Here is a 14,338-nt window from a genome sequence, read left to right as displayed (position 1 = left end):
GAGGGAGCAAGGAGTCATGCTGAGCGCTAAATTCGGTTTTCGCCGGCGTATGGCCGGCACGCTGCTGGCGGTAACGCTGGCGCCTTGGGGTACACCGGCGCTGGCACAAACGGCGCCGCTGCATGCGGAGGCAGCGCCCGCCGTGTCGGTGCTGCAGGCGCAGCTGCCGCCGGGGATCACGCTACGCTATGGCCATGAGCTGGCGGTGATGTACGCGGCCCACAGTGAGCAGCCGATGTGGCAGGACAGCGAGGTGGTGCGGGACTTCCAGCAGCAGCTGGCGGAGCTGGCGCTGTCCGGCGTACAGCCGCAGTTTGCCCGCTGGGCCGATGCGCTGACGGATCCCCGCCTTCACGGCATGGCGCGGGATATCCTGTTGTCTGACGCCATGATGGGCTACCTGCAGTATGTGGCCGGCGTGACGGCCAACGGTGATGCCTGGCTGTACGGTAATAAGAGCTATACGCTCGCAGCCCCGCCCGTCGGGCTGGTCGATAACTGGCAGCGGGCGCTGCGCCAGGGGAAGCTGACGGTCTTTATCCGTTCGCTGGCGCCTTCTAACCCCCAGTATTTGGCGATGCGCTCGGCGTTGGAGAGGCTGTTGGCTGATACGACGCCCTGGCCGCAGATGCCCGGTGGGCCGACGCTGCGCCCGGGCGACAGCAGCCCAGCTGTCGCACCGCTGCGCGAGATACTGCTGCGCAGCGGCGCACTGCCGGCGACAGATGAGGGTGACGGCAATGTCTATACGCCGGCGCTGGTGGCGGCGGTGAAGCGTTTTCAGAGCGGCCAGGGCCTGACGCCGGATGGGGTGATCGGGCCGCGCACCTATGCCTGGCTGAACGTCACGCCGTCGATGCGAGCCTCTCTGCTGGCGCTGAATATTCAGCGCCTGCGTCTGTTGCCCGCTTCGGTGTACACCGGGATCATGGTAAATATCCCAAATTACTCAATGACTTACTTCCGAGAAGGTAAGGATGTGCTCTCTTCCCGGGTGATCGTCGGGCGTCCGGCGCGTAAGACGCCGCTGATGAACAGTGAGCTGAACAACGTGGTGGTCAATCCGCCGTGGAATGTGCCGACGAAGCTGGTACGTGAGGATATCGTCCCCAAGGCCATGCGCGATCCCGGCTATTTTGAGCGCCACGGTTATACGCTGCTCTCCGGCTGGAGCGGTGATGTCCAGGTGATAAATCCCTATATGCTCGACTGGAGCAGCGTGTCGGCGCGCAACTTCCCTTATCGGGTACGCCAGGCGCCGGGGGCGGGCAACTCGCTGGGGCGCTTCAAATTTAATATGCCGAGCCAGGACGCCATCTACCTGCACGATACACCGAACCATGCGCTGTTCAATCAGGATATCCGCGCGCTCAGCTCCGGCTGCGTCCGCATCAATAAGGCATCGACGCTGGCGGATATGCTGCTGGCTGACGCCGGGTGGAGCCCTGAGCGGGTTGCCTCCGCACTGCAGGCAGGCAATACGCAGTATGTCCCTATCCGGCAGCGCATTCCGGTGCGGCTCTATTATCAGACCGTCTGGGTCAGCGACGGTGGAGAGCCCCAGTTCCGCACAGATATTTACAATTATGATCAGCTGGCCCGCAACGGTAGCCGCAGCGTGGCGCAGGCGCGTCAGCTTTTCCATCTGTAGCGGGCGGTTATCCCATCGTGCGGCGGTCAGCGGCACCAGTGGTGGCAGGGCAATTTTTGTAATGGTCCGCGCCGGGGGGCGCAGGGCGGGTTGACGTCGCCGTATGGGGCGGTTAAGGTGCACTGAGTAAGGCGCCGCGCAAGTGCTTTTCGTGCTATTATAACCACGATCGGTCCGGCGGTGCTGGACGCGGGATAACAGGGGGTCGCACTGGCTCCAATCTGCGCGCTTTGGGCGTGTTATTCAGACACTTTTTGGCCGGGTTATATTTGCTCATGGAACCGATAGATTTTCAGCGCCGTAAATGGCTGGCGCTCGGTGGTGCGGCAGTTGGATTTGCCCTGCTGCCAGGCGTTGCTCAGGCGACCCTCTCTACGCCGCGCCCGCGGGTGCTGGTGTTCAATAACTTAAATACCGGTGAGCGCCTACGCGCCGAGTTTTTTGATGGCCGCGCCTATATTCCTGAGGAGTTGGCGCGTCTAAATCACTTTTTCCGCGACTATCGCGCCAATCTGGTTAAGCGGATCGATCCGCGTCTGTTTGATCATATCTTCCGCCTTCAGGTGATGCTGGGCAGTAAGAAGCCGATTCAGCTGGTGTCCGGCTATCGCTCGCCCCATACCAACAGTGAGCTGCGCGGGCGCAGCCGCGGCGTAGCCAAGCAGAGCTTCCATACCAAGGGGCAGGCGATGGATTTCCACATCGATGGCGTGACGCTGGCTAATGTGCGTAAGGCGGCGATGCGTATGCGCGTCGGCGGCGTAGGTTATTATCCGCGCAGTAATTTTGTTCATATTGATACCGGGCCGGTGAGAAGTTGGTGATCGTCGCGCGGATGCGTATGATGGAGTCTGGTAAAGGCGACTGCCGGCCGTGAGCCGGCATTTTTATGCGCGGAGAGTACCATGAAATACCACATCATTCCGGTTACCGCTTTTCAGCAAAACTGCACCCTGCTGTGGTGTGAGACGACACGGGAAGCGGCGATAGTCGATCCCGGCGGTGAGAGTGCCAAGATCCTGCGGGAGATCGGCGCCCGGGATCTGAAGGTGACACAAATCCTGCTGACTCACGGCCACATCGACCACGTTGGCGCGGCGGCGCGTCTGGCGCAGACCCTGTCGGTGCCCATCTATGGCCCGCAGCAGGAGGACAAATACTGGCTGGATCAGCTGCCGCAGCAGGCCGATATGTTTGGCTTTACCGACTGTCAGCCGTTTATGCCGACCCGCTGGCTGCAGCAGGGCGACACGCTGGCGGTGGGCGAGGAGCAACTGACGGTGCTGCACTGTCCGGGACATACGCCGGGCCACGTCGTTTACTTCTGCGAGAGGGCGCGTCTGGCGCAGGTGGGGGATGTGCTGTTTCGCGGCAGCATCGGGCGCAGTGATTTTGCCGGCGGCAACCACCGTGACCTGCTCAACAGTATCTGGACCCGCCTGTTCACCCTGGGTGATGACGTGGCGTTTATCCCCGGCCACGGCCCCATGTCGACCATCGGCGAAGAGCGGCGCAGCAACCCTTACGTACGCGACGAGCTGGAAAACTGGTAGCGGCGTGGGTTGGCGCCGCTTTCCTCAATGAACCGCAAGACGCCTTAGCGCGTCTTTTTTGATCTTCTGGCCGCGGGCGCATTAGATCATCTGCATACCGCCCAAGATCACCGTAAGACGGTCAAACAGGGTCTGCATCAGGTGGTCGACGAAGGGCGCCAGCATTGGCATCAGCATGCTGAGGGTCATCATACCGATGGTGAGGGTCAGCGGAAAGCCGATGACGAAGATGGATAGCTGTGGCGTCATGCGGTTGAGCAGCCCCAACGCGATGTTGAGGGTCAGCAGCAGGGTGATCAGCGGCAGAGCCAGCATCATGCCGCTGAGGAAGATCAGTTTGCCGCTCTGGGCCAGGGCCAGGAACCCGTTGCCGTTCAGCGGGTGTGTCGACAGGGGCAGCGTGTGGAAGCTGTCGGCCAGTAGGGAGATGGTCCACAGGTGGCCGTTGGCGCAGAGAAACAGCAGCAGGGCCAACAGATTAAGCAGTCGCGCCAGAACCGGCATATTGGGGCCGCCGGAGGGATCAAAGAAGGTGGCAAACGACAGCCCCATCTGCATGCCGATTACCTCACCGGCCAGACGAACGGCGGCAAAGGCGAGCTGCATGGTCAGGCCGATGGCACAGCCGATCAGGATCTGCTGGATAGCCAGCCACAGTGCCCCGTCGCTGGCCAGCGTAATGTCCGTTGGCGGTAGCTGAGGGGCCAGCAGAAAAGCCGTCAGCGCGGCCAGGGCGATACGGACCTTGCGCGGTATCACTTTCTCGCCCAGCATCGGTGCGGTACTGTACAGCGCCAGCAGGCGGATGAAGGGCCAGAAAAACTGCCCCAGCCAGAGCGTGAGCTGGGCGGGATCGAAGGTGATCATAGCTAGCCGGTCAGGGTAGGCAGACTGCTGAATAGGGTGCGCATATAGTCCAGCAGCAGGCTGAGCATCCAGGGGCCGGCGACGACCAGGGTTGCGAAGACGGCCAGAATTTTGGGAATAAACGACAGGGTCATTTCGTTGATTTGGGTCGCAGCCTGCAGCAGGCTGATCAGCAGACCGCTGATCAGCGAGGCCAGCAGCAGCGGGGTGGCCAGTGCCAGTCCCACTTTCATTGCCTGATATCCCAGGGCCATTACCGATTCCGGCGTCATGGCATCCTCCTCGTAACACCTATCCCAGTAGGCGTGATTGTTAAAGCGGCGCGACCCCGATGTGGACGGCGATACCGCGATCGATACGGTGTACGCAGGATGCCTATCGGGGCAGGGCGACGGATAAATCGTCTAATGCGATGGGGCGTTAGGTGTAGAAACTTTGCGCCAGCGAGCCGAGCAGCAGTTGCCAGCCGTCCACCAGAACAAACAGCATCAGTTTAAACGGTAGTGAGATGGTGGCCGGCGGTACCATCATCATCCCCAGCGCCATCAATACGCTGGCGACGACCAGGTCGATGATCAAAAATGGAATAAAGACGGTAAAGCCGATCTGGAATGCTGTTTTCAGCTCGCTGGTGACGTAGGCTGGCAGCAGAATCCGCATCGGTACATCTTCCGGCCCCTGCATCTCTGGCTGTTTCGCCAGGCGGGAGAACAGCGCCAGATCGGTTTCACGGGTTTGACGCAGCATAAAGGCCCGCAGCGGTTTGGCGCCGCGATCCAGAGCGGTCTCCATGCTGATTTTCTGTTCGCTGAATGGCTGATAGGCTTCCTGGTAGATCTTATCGAGCACCGGCGACATGATAAAAAAGGTTAAGAACAGCGCGAGTCCCAGCAGCACCTGGTTCGGTGGCGCAGAGGGGGTACCCAGCGCGTTGCGCAGCAGGCCGAGAACGATGATGATCCGGGTAAAGCTGGTCATCAGCAGCAGCGCGGCCGGCAGGAAGCTGAGCGAGGTCAGGAAAACCAACGTCTGGACCGGCAGGGACCAGCTCTGCCCGCCGTGCGCCAGCGGTTGGCTGATAATGCCGGGCAGCTGGGCCAGCGCCGCCGGCGCACACAGCAGCAGCCCCGACAGCAGGGTGTAACGCAGAATACGCCGCATCAGGAGTTCTCTTTACTTCGGCCAAACCGGTGACGTGCAGCCTGGCGTAGCAGGTGCTGAAATGAGGTCGGTTGCCCGGCCGCATCATGTTCTGCTGTTGCTGGCACATCAAAGGTATGTAGATGTGTAATGCTCTGGGCCGTGACGCCAAGCACCAGACACTGGTTGTCCACTTCGACCACCACCAGCCGCTCACGCTGTCCCAGGCTGCAGCTGGCGCGGACGTTGAGCAGTCGCTCACCGCGTGGACGGGCGGCGAATCCCAGACGCTTGACCAGCCAGGCCAGCGCCAGGATCAGCAGCAGAATGCCGCCCAGCGTACCGCCCACCTGGGTTAGCACGCTTTCTGTTGGCAGAGCGGGGGGGGCGGGGATCGCCGCGACGACGCTTGACATATCAGCGGCTCAGACGACGCATGCGTTCTGACGGGGTGATAATATCGGTAATGCGGACGCCGAATTTATCGTTGACCACCACCACCTCACCCTGGGCTATCAGATAGCCGTTGATCAGCACATCCAGCGGCTCTCCGGCCAGGCCATCCAGTGCCACCACGGATCCTTGTGACAGACGCAGCAGCTCCTTGATGGTCATCTTGGTACGACCCAGCTCCACGGTCAGCTTGACCGGGATATCCATGATCAGATCGATATCCTGACCACTGCCGACGCTCAGCGTCGGCGTTTCGTCCAGATTTTGAAAAATATCGCCGTTATTCTGAGCGGCGGTCTGTTGTTCTCCCATTGCTTCCGCCCACAGGTCGGCGGCGTCATCCTGAGCGTCAGCTGACGGCTTGTTGGCGTCACTCATCGGAATTTCCTCGCGAAGTCGCATCTAAAATAGGGTTAATCATTTTTTCTACGCGCAGTGCATACTGGCCGTGATAGCAGCCATATTGGCAGGTTAACACCGGCACACCGTCTACGTTGGCTACCAGTCGATCGGGCCGGTCGATGGGCAATACGTCGCCGATCTGCAGCTTAAGGACGTCGGACAGACGCAGCGGAATGTCGACAAAATCGGCCACCAGCTCCAGCTCGGAGTGTTGTACCTGCTTGCTAAGGGTATCGCGCCAGTGCTGATCCTCCTGTTTGGAGTTCTCCAGCGGCGGGTTGACCAGCAGCTCGCGCAGCGGTTCGATCATTGAGAAGGGGATGCAGATATTGAACTCCCCACTCAGTGCTCCGACCTCAACGGTAAAGGGTGTCGTGACCACGATATCGTTAGGAGAGGTGGTGATATTGGTAAATTTTACCTGGATCTCTGAGCGGACATATTCGATGTCCAGCTTGAAGATGGCGCTCCAGGCATCGCGATAGGCGTCCAGCGCCAGTCGCAGCATGCTCTGGATAACCCGCTGTTCGGTGTGAGTAAACTCACGTCCGTCCACCTTGGTGGGGAAGCGGCCATCGCCGCCGAACAGGTTATCGACCGCCATAAATACCAGGCTGGGTTCGAAGACCATCAGCGCGGTGCCGCGCAGTGGCTTCAGGTGTACCAGGTTGAGGTTGGTCGGCACCGGTAGGTTACGGGCAAACTCATGGTAGGGCTGAATACGTACCGCGCCTACCGTGATATCTGGGCTGCGTCGCAGCAGGTTAAACAGCCCCATGCGGAACTGACGGGCGAAACGCTCGTTGATGATCTCCAGCGCCTGCAGACGTTCGCGCACGACGCGTCGCTGGGTGGTGGGATCGTAGGGACGGACTTCGCCGTCGTGGGTTTCCAGTGACGCATGCTGCTCGCTGGGCGCGGCATCGCTATCGCCATTGAGCAGCGCGTCTATTTCGGCTTGAGACAGAATGCTATCGGACATAACGGTTACCGCAGGATGAACGCTGTGAACATAACGTCATTGACGATCTGTGGCGGCTGGCCGCTGACGACCGGCGCGCGCAGGGTGGATTTAATTTCGTCCATCAACGCTTTTTTACCCTGCTCGGTGGCCAGTGTTGCAGCCTGCTGGCGGGAGAGCAGCATTAACAGACGGCTACGTACCTCGGGCAGATAGTCGTTTAGACGCTTACGGGTGCCCTCATCAGGCAGACGCAGGGTAATGCCGACATACAGGACCTGGTCGCTGTCGTCATTGTTACTCATCAGGCTGACCGTAAACGGCTCCAGCGCCATAAAGACCGGCTGGGGAATCGGTGCCTGCTTGGCGGTATGCTGCTGTGTCTGTTGATAATAGTGCCAACCGAAGTAGCAGCCGCCGGCGGCCAGCGCGGCAAAAAGCACCAACAGGATCAATACCCATTTGCGCCGTTTAGCGGAGCGGTTAGGGAGTGACATATCAGACATAAGGGGGATGATTCCTGTAGCTGTGTGCGCAAAGCACGTGGAAATTCGCTGAAGCTATTATCCCTGCCGTCAGGCCGGAACAATGGCGGGAATAACGTCAAAAAACGGGGCTAATCGGGCGATTGCCCCGTTCTGTTTCTGTCAGGCGCGCTAAACGCTGATATCGACGGCGCCCAGATGGCGGCGTACTGTGGTCGGTACAACCGACTCCAGCGGCGTCGGGATCGTATTGTCGGCCACGATAAACGGCGTGGCGTCCGGATGTGGGGCCTGCCCCTGCTGTTGGCCGTTGCCCCACTGGGATTGGGCCTGGCTGCCGATGCTGCTCTGTCCCAGCTGAATGCCGCTTTCCGCCAGCGCTGTACGCAGGTGCGGCAGCGCGGCCTCCAAGGCGGCACGGACCTGGCTGTGCGCGGCGGCCATATGCAGCTGCGCCTGATTATCGTCCAGGCGCAGAGTGATCTGGACGGCACCGAGATCCTGCGGATGCAGGCGCAGCTCGGCCTGATGCTGGCCGTTGCGGGCAAACATCAGTACCTGTTGTCCCAGCGCCTGCTGCCACTCACCGCTGCCGAGGGGGGCGTTGAGCAGCGGAGCGCTGGTCGTGGCGGCAGAGGCCAGTGGCGTTGCGTTGACCTGGGGAATCGCCGACATCGGCACGGCGTGCAGGGCGGTCGGCGTAATGGCCTGCGCACTGTGGCCCGGCTGGAGGTCATGCGGTAGACTCCGGCTCTCCTGGGTATCCAGACTGACCAGTGAGCTGGCAGTATCCAGCGTATTGATCCCCGGCGTGGTGGGTAGCGCATTGGGCGTGTCAGGGTGACCGCTGCCCAGCAGCGAGGCCAGTGAGCTCTCCGGTGCCCCCCGGTGCGGGGAGATCAGATGCATCAGGCCGTCACCGTCACCTGCGTGCGTGATGCCCGGCGTAAAGGTCTGGGAAGATCCGTCGGCGCGTGGCGGCAGCATGGCCAGCAGGGCGGCGATCGCCTGCTGGGTCGTCACGTCGGGACTTTCCGGCGTGATTTTCTGAGGGTGATCCGACGTCGTCAGCGCCGGGGGCTGGCGCGACGACGCGACAATTTCTGCCGGGTCAAGCTGCAGACCGTGCTGATTCTCCAGGCTGGCCAACAGCGCCTGACGCTGCGTTGCGCTCATCTGCGACAGTCGGCTGAGCAGAGCGCTGTGCGGCCCGGTCGGTATCTGGCCTTCCGGCTGCTGCAGTGCCCGGATCAGCGCCTGCTTGCTGCCCGGTTGGCTGATCAGCGCCAGAATGTCGGCAAACGGGAAGCCATCGCCGGCGTCCGCCGCCGGGCTGTCCGTCGATGCGGAGGCGGTATTAAGCGTGATGGCAACGGGCGTTGTCATGATTTTTCTCTCCTTTGGCTGGCACGCTGGGCGTACTCATCCATCCGTTTTTGATCCTGTTTATTCAGTACTATCTGGCGCTGTAGCTCGGCGCGCTCATGCAGGGCGCTGAAAGCGCTCAGGCGTTGCTGTTTCTGCTGCCAGCTGTGGGTTGCCTGTTCCAGGCGGGAGTGGCACTGGGCCAACTGTGCCCGGTGCTGATCGATGGCCTGCTCCAGCGTCAGGATAAACTGTTGGTAGTTGTACCAGCTGGCCGCGGCGATACCGCCGCTCATCCCCTGATTAAGGCGCCTGCGATACTCGTCCTGATAGTTCAGTAGCATCTCCAGCTGCTGCTGGGCCTGCTGACAGGCCTGACGGGCATGGCCCAGTGCCCGGGTTGCCTGATCGACATCCTGCTGTGCCAGTTCGCGTAGGGTATTTAATGCTGATGACATGTCAACCTCCCCTTATGCCTTGGCGATGGCTATGTGCTGAACAGCGTCTGCAGCGCCGTACAGGACTGTTGATAGTCGCTGCGCTCAAAAATGCCCTGTTGCAGAAATGCCTCAAGCTGTGGATAGAGCGCGATGGCCTGATCCAGCAGTGGATCGCTGCCGCGCGCGTAGGCGCCGACGCTGATCAGATCCCGGTTACGCTGATAGCTGGAGAGCAGCTGTTTGAAGCTGCGCACCCGCGCATAGTGTGCCTCATCGATCAATGAGGTCATGGCGCGGCTGATGGAGGCCTCGATATCGATGGCCGGGTAGTGACCGGCCTCCGCCAGGCGGCGCGACAGCACCACGTGCCCATCCAGGATAGCGCGCGCCGAGTCGGCGATGGGATCCTGCTGATCGTCGCCCTCGGTAAGCACGGTATAAAATGCGGTGATGGAGCCACCGCCGCTGATCCCGTTACCGGCGCGCTCCACCAGAGCGGGCAGCTTGGCGAAGACCGACGGGGGATAGCCTTTGGTGGCCGGGGGTTCACCGATAGCCAGCGCGATTTCACGCTGAGCCATGGCGTAGCGGGTCAGGGAGTCCATGATCAGCAGCACGTGCTGGCCCCGATCGCGGAAGTCTTCGGCGATACGGGTGGCGTAGGCGGCGCCCTGCATACGCAGCAGCGGTGAGACATCCGCAGGGGCGGCGATCACCACAGAGCGCTGACGCCCCTCATCGCCGAGGATGTTCTCAATAAAGTCTTTGACCTCTCGGCCGCGTTCGCCGATCAGACCGACGACGATAACATCGGCCTGGGTGTAGCGCGCCATCATCCCGAGCAGTACGCTCTTGCCGACCCCGGAGCCGGCAAACAGCCCCATGCGCTGGCCGCGACCCACCGTCAGCAGGGCGTTAATGGCGCGTACGCCGACGTCCAGCACCTGGGTTATCGGCGTTCGCTGCAAAGGGTTGAAGGGTTGACTGCTCAGCCCGCCGTGGTCGCTTTCATCGGGTGGCGGCAGGCCATCGAGGGGACGGGCGCTGCCGTCGAGCACGCGGCCCAGCAGGGCGGGGCCCAGGGGAAGCTGTTTGCCGCTGTTTAAGGCGGCGGCTGGAGCCCAGACGCGGGCGCCGGGCACAATGCCCTCGACCTCTTCCAGCGGCATCAGGAATAATTGGCGACCGTTAAAGCCGACCACCTCGGCCTCCACGTCCAGCACCTGGTGGCCGTCGTGACGCTCGACGCGGCAGGTGGCACCGATCGGCAGCTGCAGACCGGTCGCTTCCAGTACCAGGCCGGTGGCGCGGGTCAGCTTACCGTAGCGGCGCGCCTCCGGCAGAGTAGGGATACGGCGCTCAAGGCTGGCCAGCGCACCAAGCCAGGTGTCAAGCCGACTGCTCATAGCGGCAGCTCCGGTGCGGCCAGCTTGCACAGCTCCTGCCAGCGGGTGGCGATGCTGGCATCCAGCTCACCGCCTTCGGCACTGAGCTTACAGCCGCCGCGGTGCAGCTGGGTATCGGCCAGCAGCTTCCAGCCCTGTTGCTCAAGCTGTACCCCCAGATGCTGTTGGACCAGCGGTAAATCCTGTGGGTTGACACGCAACTGCAGACTGCCGCTGAACAGTGGATCCTGGTGGATCAGCTGCTGAATTTGCTGCAGTACCCCACTGGCGTCGCACAGTGGAGTCTGTCCGATGATCTGCTTGGCGGCAGTCAGCGCCAGTTGCATCAGGCGTGCCGCAATGACGCTATCGAGGGAGTTGAGGGAGCGCTGAAATTCGGCTGACAGGGTACGCCAGGTATCCAGCATCGGCTGCTGCTCGGCCATCGCCTGTTGCATCCCCTGGGTGCGCCCCTCTGTCAGTCCCTGCTGGAAGCCGACGTCGTAGCCCTGTTTTTCCCCCTGCTGCAGGCCGATCTGCAGCCCCTGTTGCTGGGCGTCGTGACGCAGACGCTCAGCTTCGGCCTCTTGGGCCGCAGCCTGGGCAGCGGCGCTGCTGGCGGCGCTGCTGCTCTGCTCGTCCGCCTCGATACGTGGACGCAGCGGTCGGCGCGGTGCGGCGAAGTCATGCATTTTCCAGCGTTTCCAGCGCGGATCGCTGGCTTCGGGGCTGCCCTTGGGCAGCACCGGTTTACGGAACGGAGAGTTAGACATAGGTATCCTCGCCGGCGCCAATCACGATCTCGCCGGTTTCTGCCAGACGACGGACGATCAGCAGGATAGACTTCTGCTCCGCCTCGACCAGCGACAGGCGTACCGGACCGCGGGTCGCCAGGTCGTCGCGCAGGATATCGGCCGCGCGCTGAGACATATTGCGCATAAACTTCTCGCGCAGCGCTTCGTCCGCGCCCTTCAGGGCGATCAGCAGCGACTCGTTCTCGACCTCCTGCAGAATTCGCTGGATACTGCGATCGTCGACGTCCACCAGGTTTTCGAACAGGAACATCTCGTCGATGATCTTCTGCGCCAGCTCGCTGTCGTGAGTGCGCATGGCCTCGATGACCGACTCCTCCTGCTGGCTCTTCATCAGGTTGATTATCTCGGCCGCAGTGCGGACACCGCCCAGCTTGCTGCGCTTGAGATTCTGGCCGTCGAGCAGGTTATTCAGCACGTCGGTCAGCTCCTGCAGGGCCGTCGGCTGCACGCCACCGAAGGTGGCGATACGCAGCATGACGTCGTTGCGCTGGCGTTCATCGAACTGCGCCAGAATATCGGCCGCCTGGGCACGCTTCAGGTGCACCAGGATAGTGGCGATGATCTGCGGATGCTCTTCGCGGATGATATCCGCGGCCGCCTGCGGCTCCATAAAGTTGAGGGTTTCGATACCGTTGGCGGTATCGCGCGACTCCAGAATATCCTCCAGCAGGCTGGCGGCGCGCTCCTCGCCCAAGGCCTTGACCAGCACCGAACGCAGGTAGTCGCTGGCATTGACGCTCAGGGCGGCGAATTGCTCCGCCTCATCCTGAAACTCGCCCAATACCTCGGCCAGCTGCTGATGGGAGACCTGACGCATGCCAGCCATGGTGGTACTGAGTTGTTGTACCTCCCGGTTAGAGAGGTGTTTAAACACTTCGGCGGCGCGGTCTTCGCCGATGGTCATCAAAAGTACCGCGCTTTTTTCGGTTGCAGTCAGGCTCATTGTTGTTCTGTGCTCATCCATTGGCGGATCACCAGCGCCACGACGCGCGGATCCTGTTCGGCCATTTCGCGTACGCGCTCGGTCTGCGCTTCGGCGGTGCTGCGCTGCTGCAGCTTACGACGCTGCTGCAGCTCCTCATTGCTCAGCTGCTTGGACGGCTGCGCCGATAGCGGCGGGGTGTCGGCGCGTTGCTGCGCGGCAGCGGCAGCCTGCTGCTGTTTGGTCAGCAGCGGTTTAACCAGCTTGCGCCACAGCAGCCAGGCGACCAGGGCGACCAGCAGATAGCGTCCCAGGGTAGTCAGCAAATCGATAAAGGCTTGCTTCTGCCAGAAGGGCAGTTCACCGCCATTATCTTCCACGCTGTTAAATGGCGTGTTGACGACGCTGAGGGTATCGCCACGGCTTTGGGAGAAGCCCATGGCTTCACGTACCAGATTATTGATCTGGTCCATCTTCTGCTGGCTGAGGGCGACCTCTTTACCCTTGGTGTCGCTGGCATAATTGACAACAACGGCAACGGAAAGACGCTCGATGGTGCCGGCGCGTGCCTTGGTGTGACGAATGGTTCTATCCACCTCATAGTTGATGGTCTCATCACGGCGGAAGTTCTCACTACGGCTGCTCTGGCGACCGTTGTTACTGACGGCATTGCTGCGGTTGGCTGCACCGTTGCCACCCTGGGCACTGCGTGGCTTACCGTTGATGTGGCCGGTGGGGGCAGGCGCCGGTTCATTGGACAGCGCACCCGGGACCCCGCCGCTTTGCAGACCGCCAGACTGATCGCTCTGATTGATCTGTTTGCTGCGTACCGCGGCCTGATTCGGTGGCTGATTCGGCGTGTACTCTTCGTCGGTCTGCTCGCGGCTGGCGAAGTCCAGCTGAGCGGTGACCTGCGCATGTACGTTACCGTTGCCGAGCATCGGTTGCAGAATGGTTTCAATGCGGCGTTGTAAGCGGCTCTCCACCTCTGCGGTAAATTTCAGCTGAGCGGCATTCAGATCACGCCCGGTACCATCAGGCTGGCTCAGCAGATGGCCGTACTGGTCGACGACGGTGACATTGCCCGGGGGTAATCCGGCGACACTACTGGAGACCATATAGACAATGGCGTTGATTTGGCCGTCATCCAATACGCGTCCCGGCTCCAGGGTCAGGGTCACGGAAGCGGAGGGTTGCTTCTGCTCACGCACAAACAGAGAGGGTTTGGGTTCGGCCAGCAGCACGCGGGCGCTGACGACCGGTCCGAGTGTTTCGATGGTTCTGGCCAGTTCGCCTTCCAGAGCCCGCTGGTAGTTCACCTGTTCACTGAACTGGCTGATACCAAATTTCTCCTGGTCGAGCAGCTCAAAGCCGACGGCCCCGCCTCTTGGCAGCCCCTGCTGGGCCAGTTTCAGGCGTGTTGCATACACGTCTGAGGCTGGCACCATCAGCGTGGTGCCGTTATTGGCAAAGCGATAGGGGATATTCATCTGTGTCAGCTGTGTGACAATAGCGCCGCCGTCGCGATCGCTAATGTTGCTGTACAGTACCCGATAATCGGGCGCGCGCGCCCAAAGCGCCAAAACAACCACGATGGCGATGGCGACGGCGCTGGCCAACAGTAAGGGAATTTTGGGATTGGCCCGTACGCGCTCCAGTATGGCTTTAATACTATTCTCAGCGCTTTTTGCTGCGGTGCCAGCGGTACCGGTGGCTGAAGCGTTCATGGGCTTACCTTATTGTTCAGTTGCGTCCGGACTTGAGGCCGGTATGAATGGATGTGTAACAAATCAGACTCCCTGACGCGGCAATGCGAATCGCGGAAAACCTGCAAAAGCAGGCACTTTATTATTGGCGCACGCGGCAAAATCGATGGCGGGAGAAAGGGACATTTTTAGC

16 protein-coding genes are annotated in these 14,338 nt (G+C 61.3%); 3 read left to right on the top strand and 13 right to left on the bottom strand.

Going from position 1 to position 14,338, the window contains the following annotated elements; translation table 11 throughout:
- The first annotated feature begins 16 nt into the window (after nucleotides 1–16).
- From ldtD to EIEH_RS06105, 3 genes are all read left to right on the top strand, one after another.
- Nucleotides 17–1,651, top strand: coding sequence for a L,D-transpeptidase (gene ldtD, locus EIEH_RS06115; protein WP_015871722.1), 1,635 nt, complete (start codon nucleotides 17–19; stop codon nucleotides 1,649–1,651).
- Between the two features lie 275 nt (nucleotides 1,652–1,926).
- Nucleotides 1,927–2,475 (top strand): peptidoglycan L,D-endopeptidase MepK, encoded by a 549-nt coding sequence (gene mepK / locus EIEH_RS06110; protein ID WP_015871721.1) that lies wholly within the window; start codon nucleotides 1,927–1,929, stop codon nucleotides 2,473–2,475.
- Between the two features lie 81 nt (nucleotides 2,476–2,556).
- Nucleotides 2,557–3,204: an MBL fold metallo-hydrolase gene (locus EIEH_RS06105; protein WP_015871720.1), complete on the top strand. Its 648-nt coding sequence runs from the start codon at nucleotides 2,557–2,559 to the stop codon at nucleotides 3,202–3,204.
- 81 nt (nucleotides 3,205–3,285) lie between these two features.
- Here the strand turns inward: EIEH_RS06105 and fliR are convergent, their stop codons facing one another.
- From fliR to fliF, 13 genes are all read right to left on the bottom strand, one after another.
- Nucleotides 3,286–4,071 carry a flagellar biosynthetic protein FliR gene (gene fliR / locus EIEH_RS06100; RefSeq protein ID WP_015871719.1) on the bottom strand — a complete coding sequence of 262 codons (786 nt, stop codon included), beginning with the start codon at nucleotides 4,069–4,071 and terminating at the stop codon, nucleotides 3,286–3,288.
- Between the two features lie 2 nt (nucleotides 4,072–4,073).
- Nucleotides 4,074–4,343 carry a flagellar biosynthesis protein FliQ gene (gene fliQ, locus EIEH_RS06095; RefSeq protein ID WP_015871718.1) on the bottom strand — a complete coding sequence of 90 codons (270 nt, stop codon included), beginning with the start codon at nucleotides 4,341–4,343 and terminating at the stop codon, nucleotides 4,074–4,076.
- A 148-nt stretch (nucleotides 4,344–4,491) separates the two neighbouring features.
- Nucleotides 4,492–5,232: a flagellar type III secretion system pore protein FliP gene (fliP, locus tag EIEH_RS06090; protein WP_015871717.1), complete on the bottom strand. Its 741-nt coding sequence runs from the start codon at nucleotides 5,230–5,232 to the stop codon at nucleotides 4,492–4,494.
- On the bottom strand, nucleotides 5,232–5,627 hold the full coding sequence (gene fliO, locus EIEH_RS06085) for a flagellar biosynthetic protein FliO (protein ID WP_015871716.1): 396 nt from the start codon (nucleotides 5,625–5,627) through the stop codon (nucleotides 5,232–5,234). The genes fliP and fliO overlap by 1 nt, the downstream gene beginning before the upstream one ends.
- Before the next feature lies 1 nt (nucleotide 5,628).
- Complete coding sequence (gene fliN / locus EIEH_RS06080; RefSeq protein ID WP_015871715.1) at nucleotides 5,629–6,042, bottom strand: flagellar motor switch protein FliN; 414 nt, start codon at nucleotides 6,040–6,042, stop codon at nucleotides 5,629–5,631.
- On the bottom strand, nucleotides 6,035–7,048 hold the full coding sequence (gene fliM, locus EIEH_RS06075) for a flagellar motor switch protein FliM (RefSeq protein ID WP_015871714.1): 1,014 nt from the start codon (nucleotides 7,046–7,048) through the stop codon (nucleotides 6,035–6,037). The genes fliN and fliM overlap by 8 nt, the downstream gene beginning before the upstream one ends.
- A 5-nt stretch (nucleotides 7,049–7,053) precedes the next feature.
- The gene (gene fliL / locus EIEH_RS06070) at nucleotides 7,054–7,533 is read right to left on the bottom strand and encodes a flagellar basal body-associated protein FliL (protein WP_015871713.1); all 480 of its coding nucleotides are present in this window, start codon (nucleotides 7,531–7,533) and stop codon (nucleotides 7,054–7,056) included.
- Between the two features lie 150 nt (nucleotides 7,534–7,683).
- Nucleotides 7,684–8,898 carry a flagellar hook-length control protein FliK gene (locus EIEH_RS06065; RefSeq protein ID WP_015871712.1) on the bottom strand — a complete coding sequence of 405 codons (1,215 nt, stop codon included), beginning with the start codon at nucleotides 8,896–8,898 and terminating at the stop codon, nucleotides 7,684–7,686.
- Complete coding sequence (gene fliJ / locus EIEH_RS06060) at nucleotides 8,895–9,335, bottom strand: flagellar export protein FliJ (protein ID WP_015871711.1); 441 nt, start codon at nucleotides 9,333–9,335, stop codon at nucleotides 8,895–8,897. The genes EIEH_RS06065 and fliJ overlap by 4 nt, the downstream gene beginning before the upstream one ends.
- A gap of 29 nt (nucleotides 9,336–9,364) precedes the next feature.
- Entirely contained in the window at nucleotides 9,365–10,723 is a 1,359-nt protein-coding gene (gene fliI, locus EIEH_RS06055; protein ID WP_015871710.1) for a flagellar protein export ATPase FliI, read from the bottom strand.
- Nucleotides 10,720–11,475, bottom strand: a complete 756-nt coding sequence (fliH, locus tag EIEH_RS06050) for a flagellar assembly protein FliH (RefSeq protein ID WP_015871709.1) — start codon at nucleotides 11,473–11,475, stop codon at nucleotides 10,720–10,722. Before fliH ends, fliI begins: the two co-directional genes overlap by 4 nt.
- On the bottom strand, nucleotides 11,468–12,460 hold the full coding sequence (gene fliG / locus EIEH_RS06045; protein WP_015871708.1) for a flagellar motor switch protein FliG: 993 nt from the start codon (nucleotides 12,458–12,460) through the stop codon (nucleotides 11,468–11,470). Before fliG ends, fliH begins: the two co-directional genes overlap by 8 nt.
- A complete protein-coding gene (gene fliF / locus EIEH_RS06040) occupies nucleotides 12,457–14,166 on the bottom strand; it encodes a flagellar basal-body MS-ring/collar protein FliF (protein WP_015871707.1) in 1,710 nt (569 codons plus the stop codon). Before fliF ends, fliG begins: the two co-directional genes overlap by 4 nt.
- Nucleotides 14,167–14,338 lie beyond the last annotated feature (172 nt).

Origin of the sequence: Edwardsiella ictaluri ATCC 33202 (genome assembly GCF_000264785.1) — a bacterium.
In the GTDB taxonomy this organism is placed as follows: domain Bacteria; phylum Pseudomonadota; class Gammaproteobacteria; order Enterobacterales; family Enterobacteriaceae; genus Edwardsiella; species Edwardsiella ictaluri.
This window is presented reverse-complemented; position numbering and strand designations above follow the sequence as displayed.

Excerpts from the sequence above, each read along its gene's own strand:
- fliG (WP_015871708.1), bottom strand. The coding sequence starts at position 12,460 with ATGAGCCTGACTGCAACCGAAAAAAGCGCGGTACTTTTGATGACCATC.
- ldtD (WP_015871722.1), top strand. The coding sequence starts at position 17 with ATGCTGAGCGCTAAATTCGGTTTTCGCCGGCGTATGGCCGGCACGCTG.
- fliL (WP_015871713.1), bottom strand. The coding sequence starts at position 7,533 with ATGTCTGATATGTCACTCCCTAACCGCTCCGCTAAACGGCGCAAATGG.
- fliM (WP_015871714.1), bottom strand. The coding sequence starts at position 7,048 with ATGTCCGATAGCATTCTGTCTCAAGCCGAAATAGACGCGCTGCTCAAT.
- EIEH_RS06105 (WP_015871720.1), top strand. The coding sequence starts at position 2,557 with ATGAAATACCACATCATTCCGGTTACCGCTTTTCAGCAAAACTGCACC.
- fliO (WP_015871716.1), bottom strand. The coding sequence starts at position 5,627 with ATGTCAAGCGTCGTCGCGGCGATCCCCGCCCCCCCCGCTCTGCCAACA.
- fliI (WP_015871710.1), bottom strand. The coding sequence starts at position 10,723 with ATGAGCAGTCGGCTTGACACCTGGCTTGGTGCGCTGGCCAGCCTTGAG.
- fliF (WP_015871707.1), bottom strand. The coding sequence starts at position 14,166 with ATGAACGCTTCAGCCACCGGTACCGCTGGCACCGCAGCAAAAAGCGCT.
- fliR (WP_015871719.1), bottom strand. The coding sequence starts at position 4,071 with ATGATCACCTTCGATCCCGCCCAGCTCACGCTCTGGCTGGGGCAGTTT.
- mepK (WP_015871721.1), top strand. The coding sequence starts at position 1,927 with ATGGAACCGATAGATTTTCAGCGCCGTAAATGGCTGGCGCTCGGTGGT.
- EIEH_RS06065 (WP_015871712.1), bottom strand. The coding sequence starts at position 8,898 with ATGACAACGCCCGTTGCCATCACGCTTAATACCGCCTCCGCATCGACG.
- fliP (WP_015871717.1), bottom strand. The coding sequence starts at position 5,232 with ATGCGGCGTATTCTGCGTTACACCCTGCTGTCGGGGCTGCTGCTGTGT.
- fliQ (WP_015871718.1), bottom strand. The coding sequence starts at position 4,343 with ATGACGCCGGAATCGGTAATGGCCCTGGGATATCAGGCAATGAAAGTG.
- fliN (WP_015871715.1), bottom strand. The coding sequence starts at position 6,042 with ATGAGTGACGCCAACAAGCCGTCAGCTGACGCTCAGGATGACGCCGCC.
- fliH (WP_015871709.1), bottom strand. The coding sequence starts at position 11,475 with ATGTCTAACTCTCCGTTCCGTAAACCGGTGCTGCCCAAGGGCAGCCCC.
- fliJ (WP_015871711.1), bottom strand. The coding sequence starts at position 9,335 with ATGTCATCAGCATTAAATACCCTACGCGAACTGGCACAGCAGGATGTC.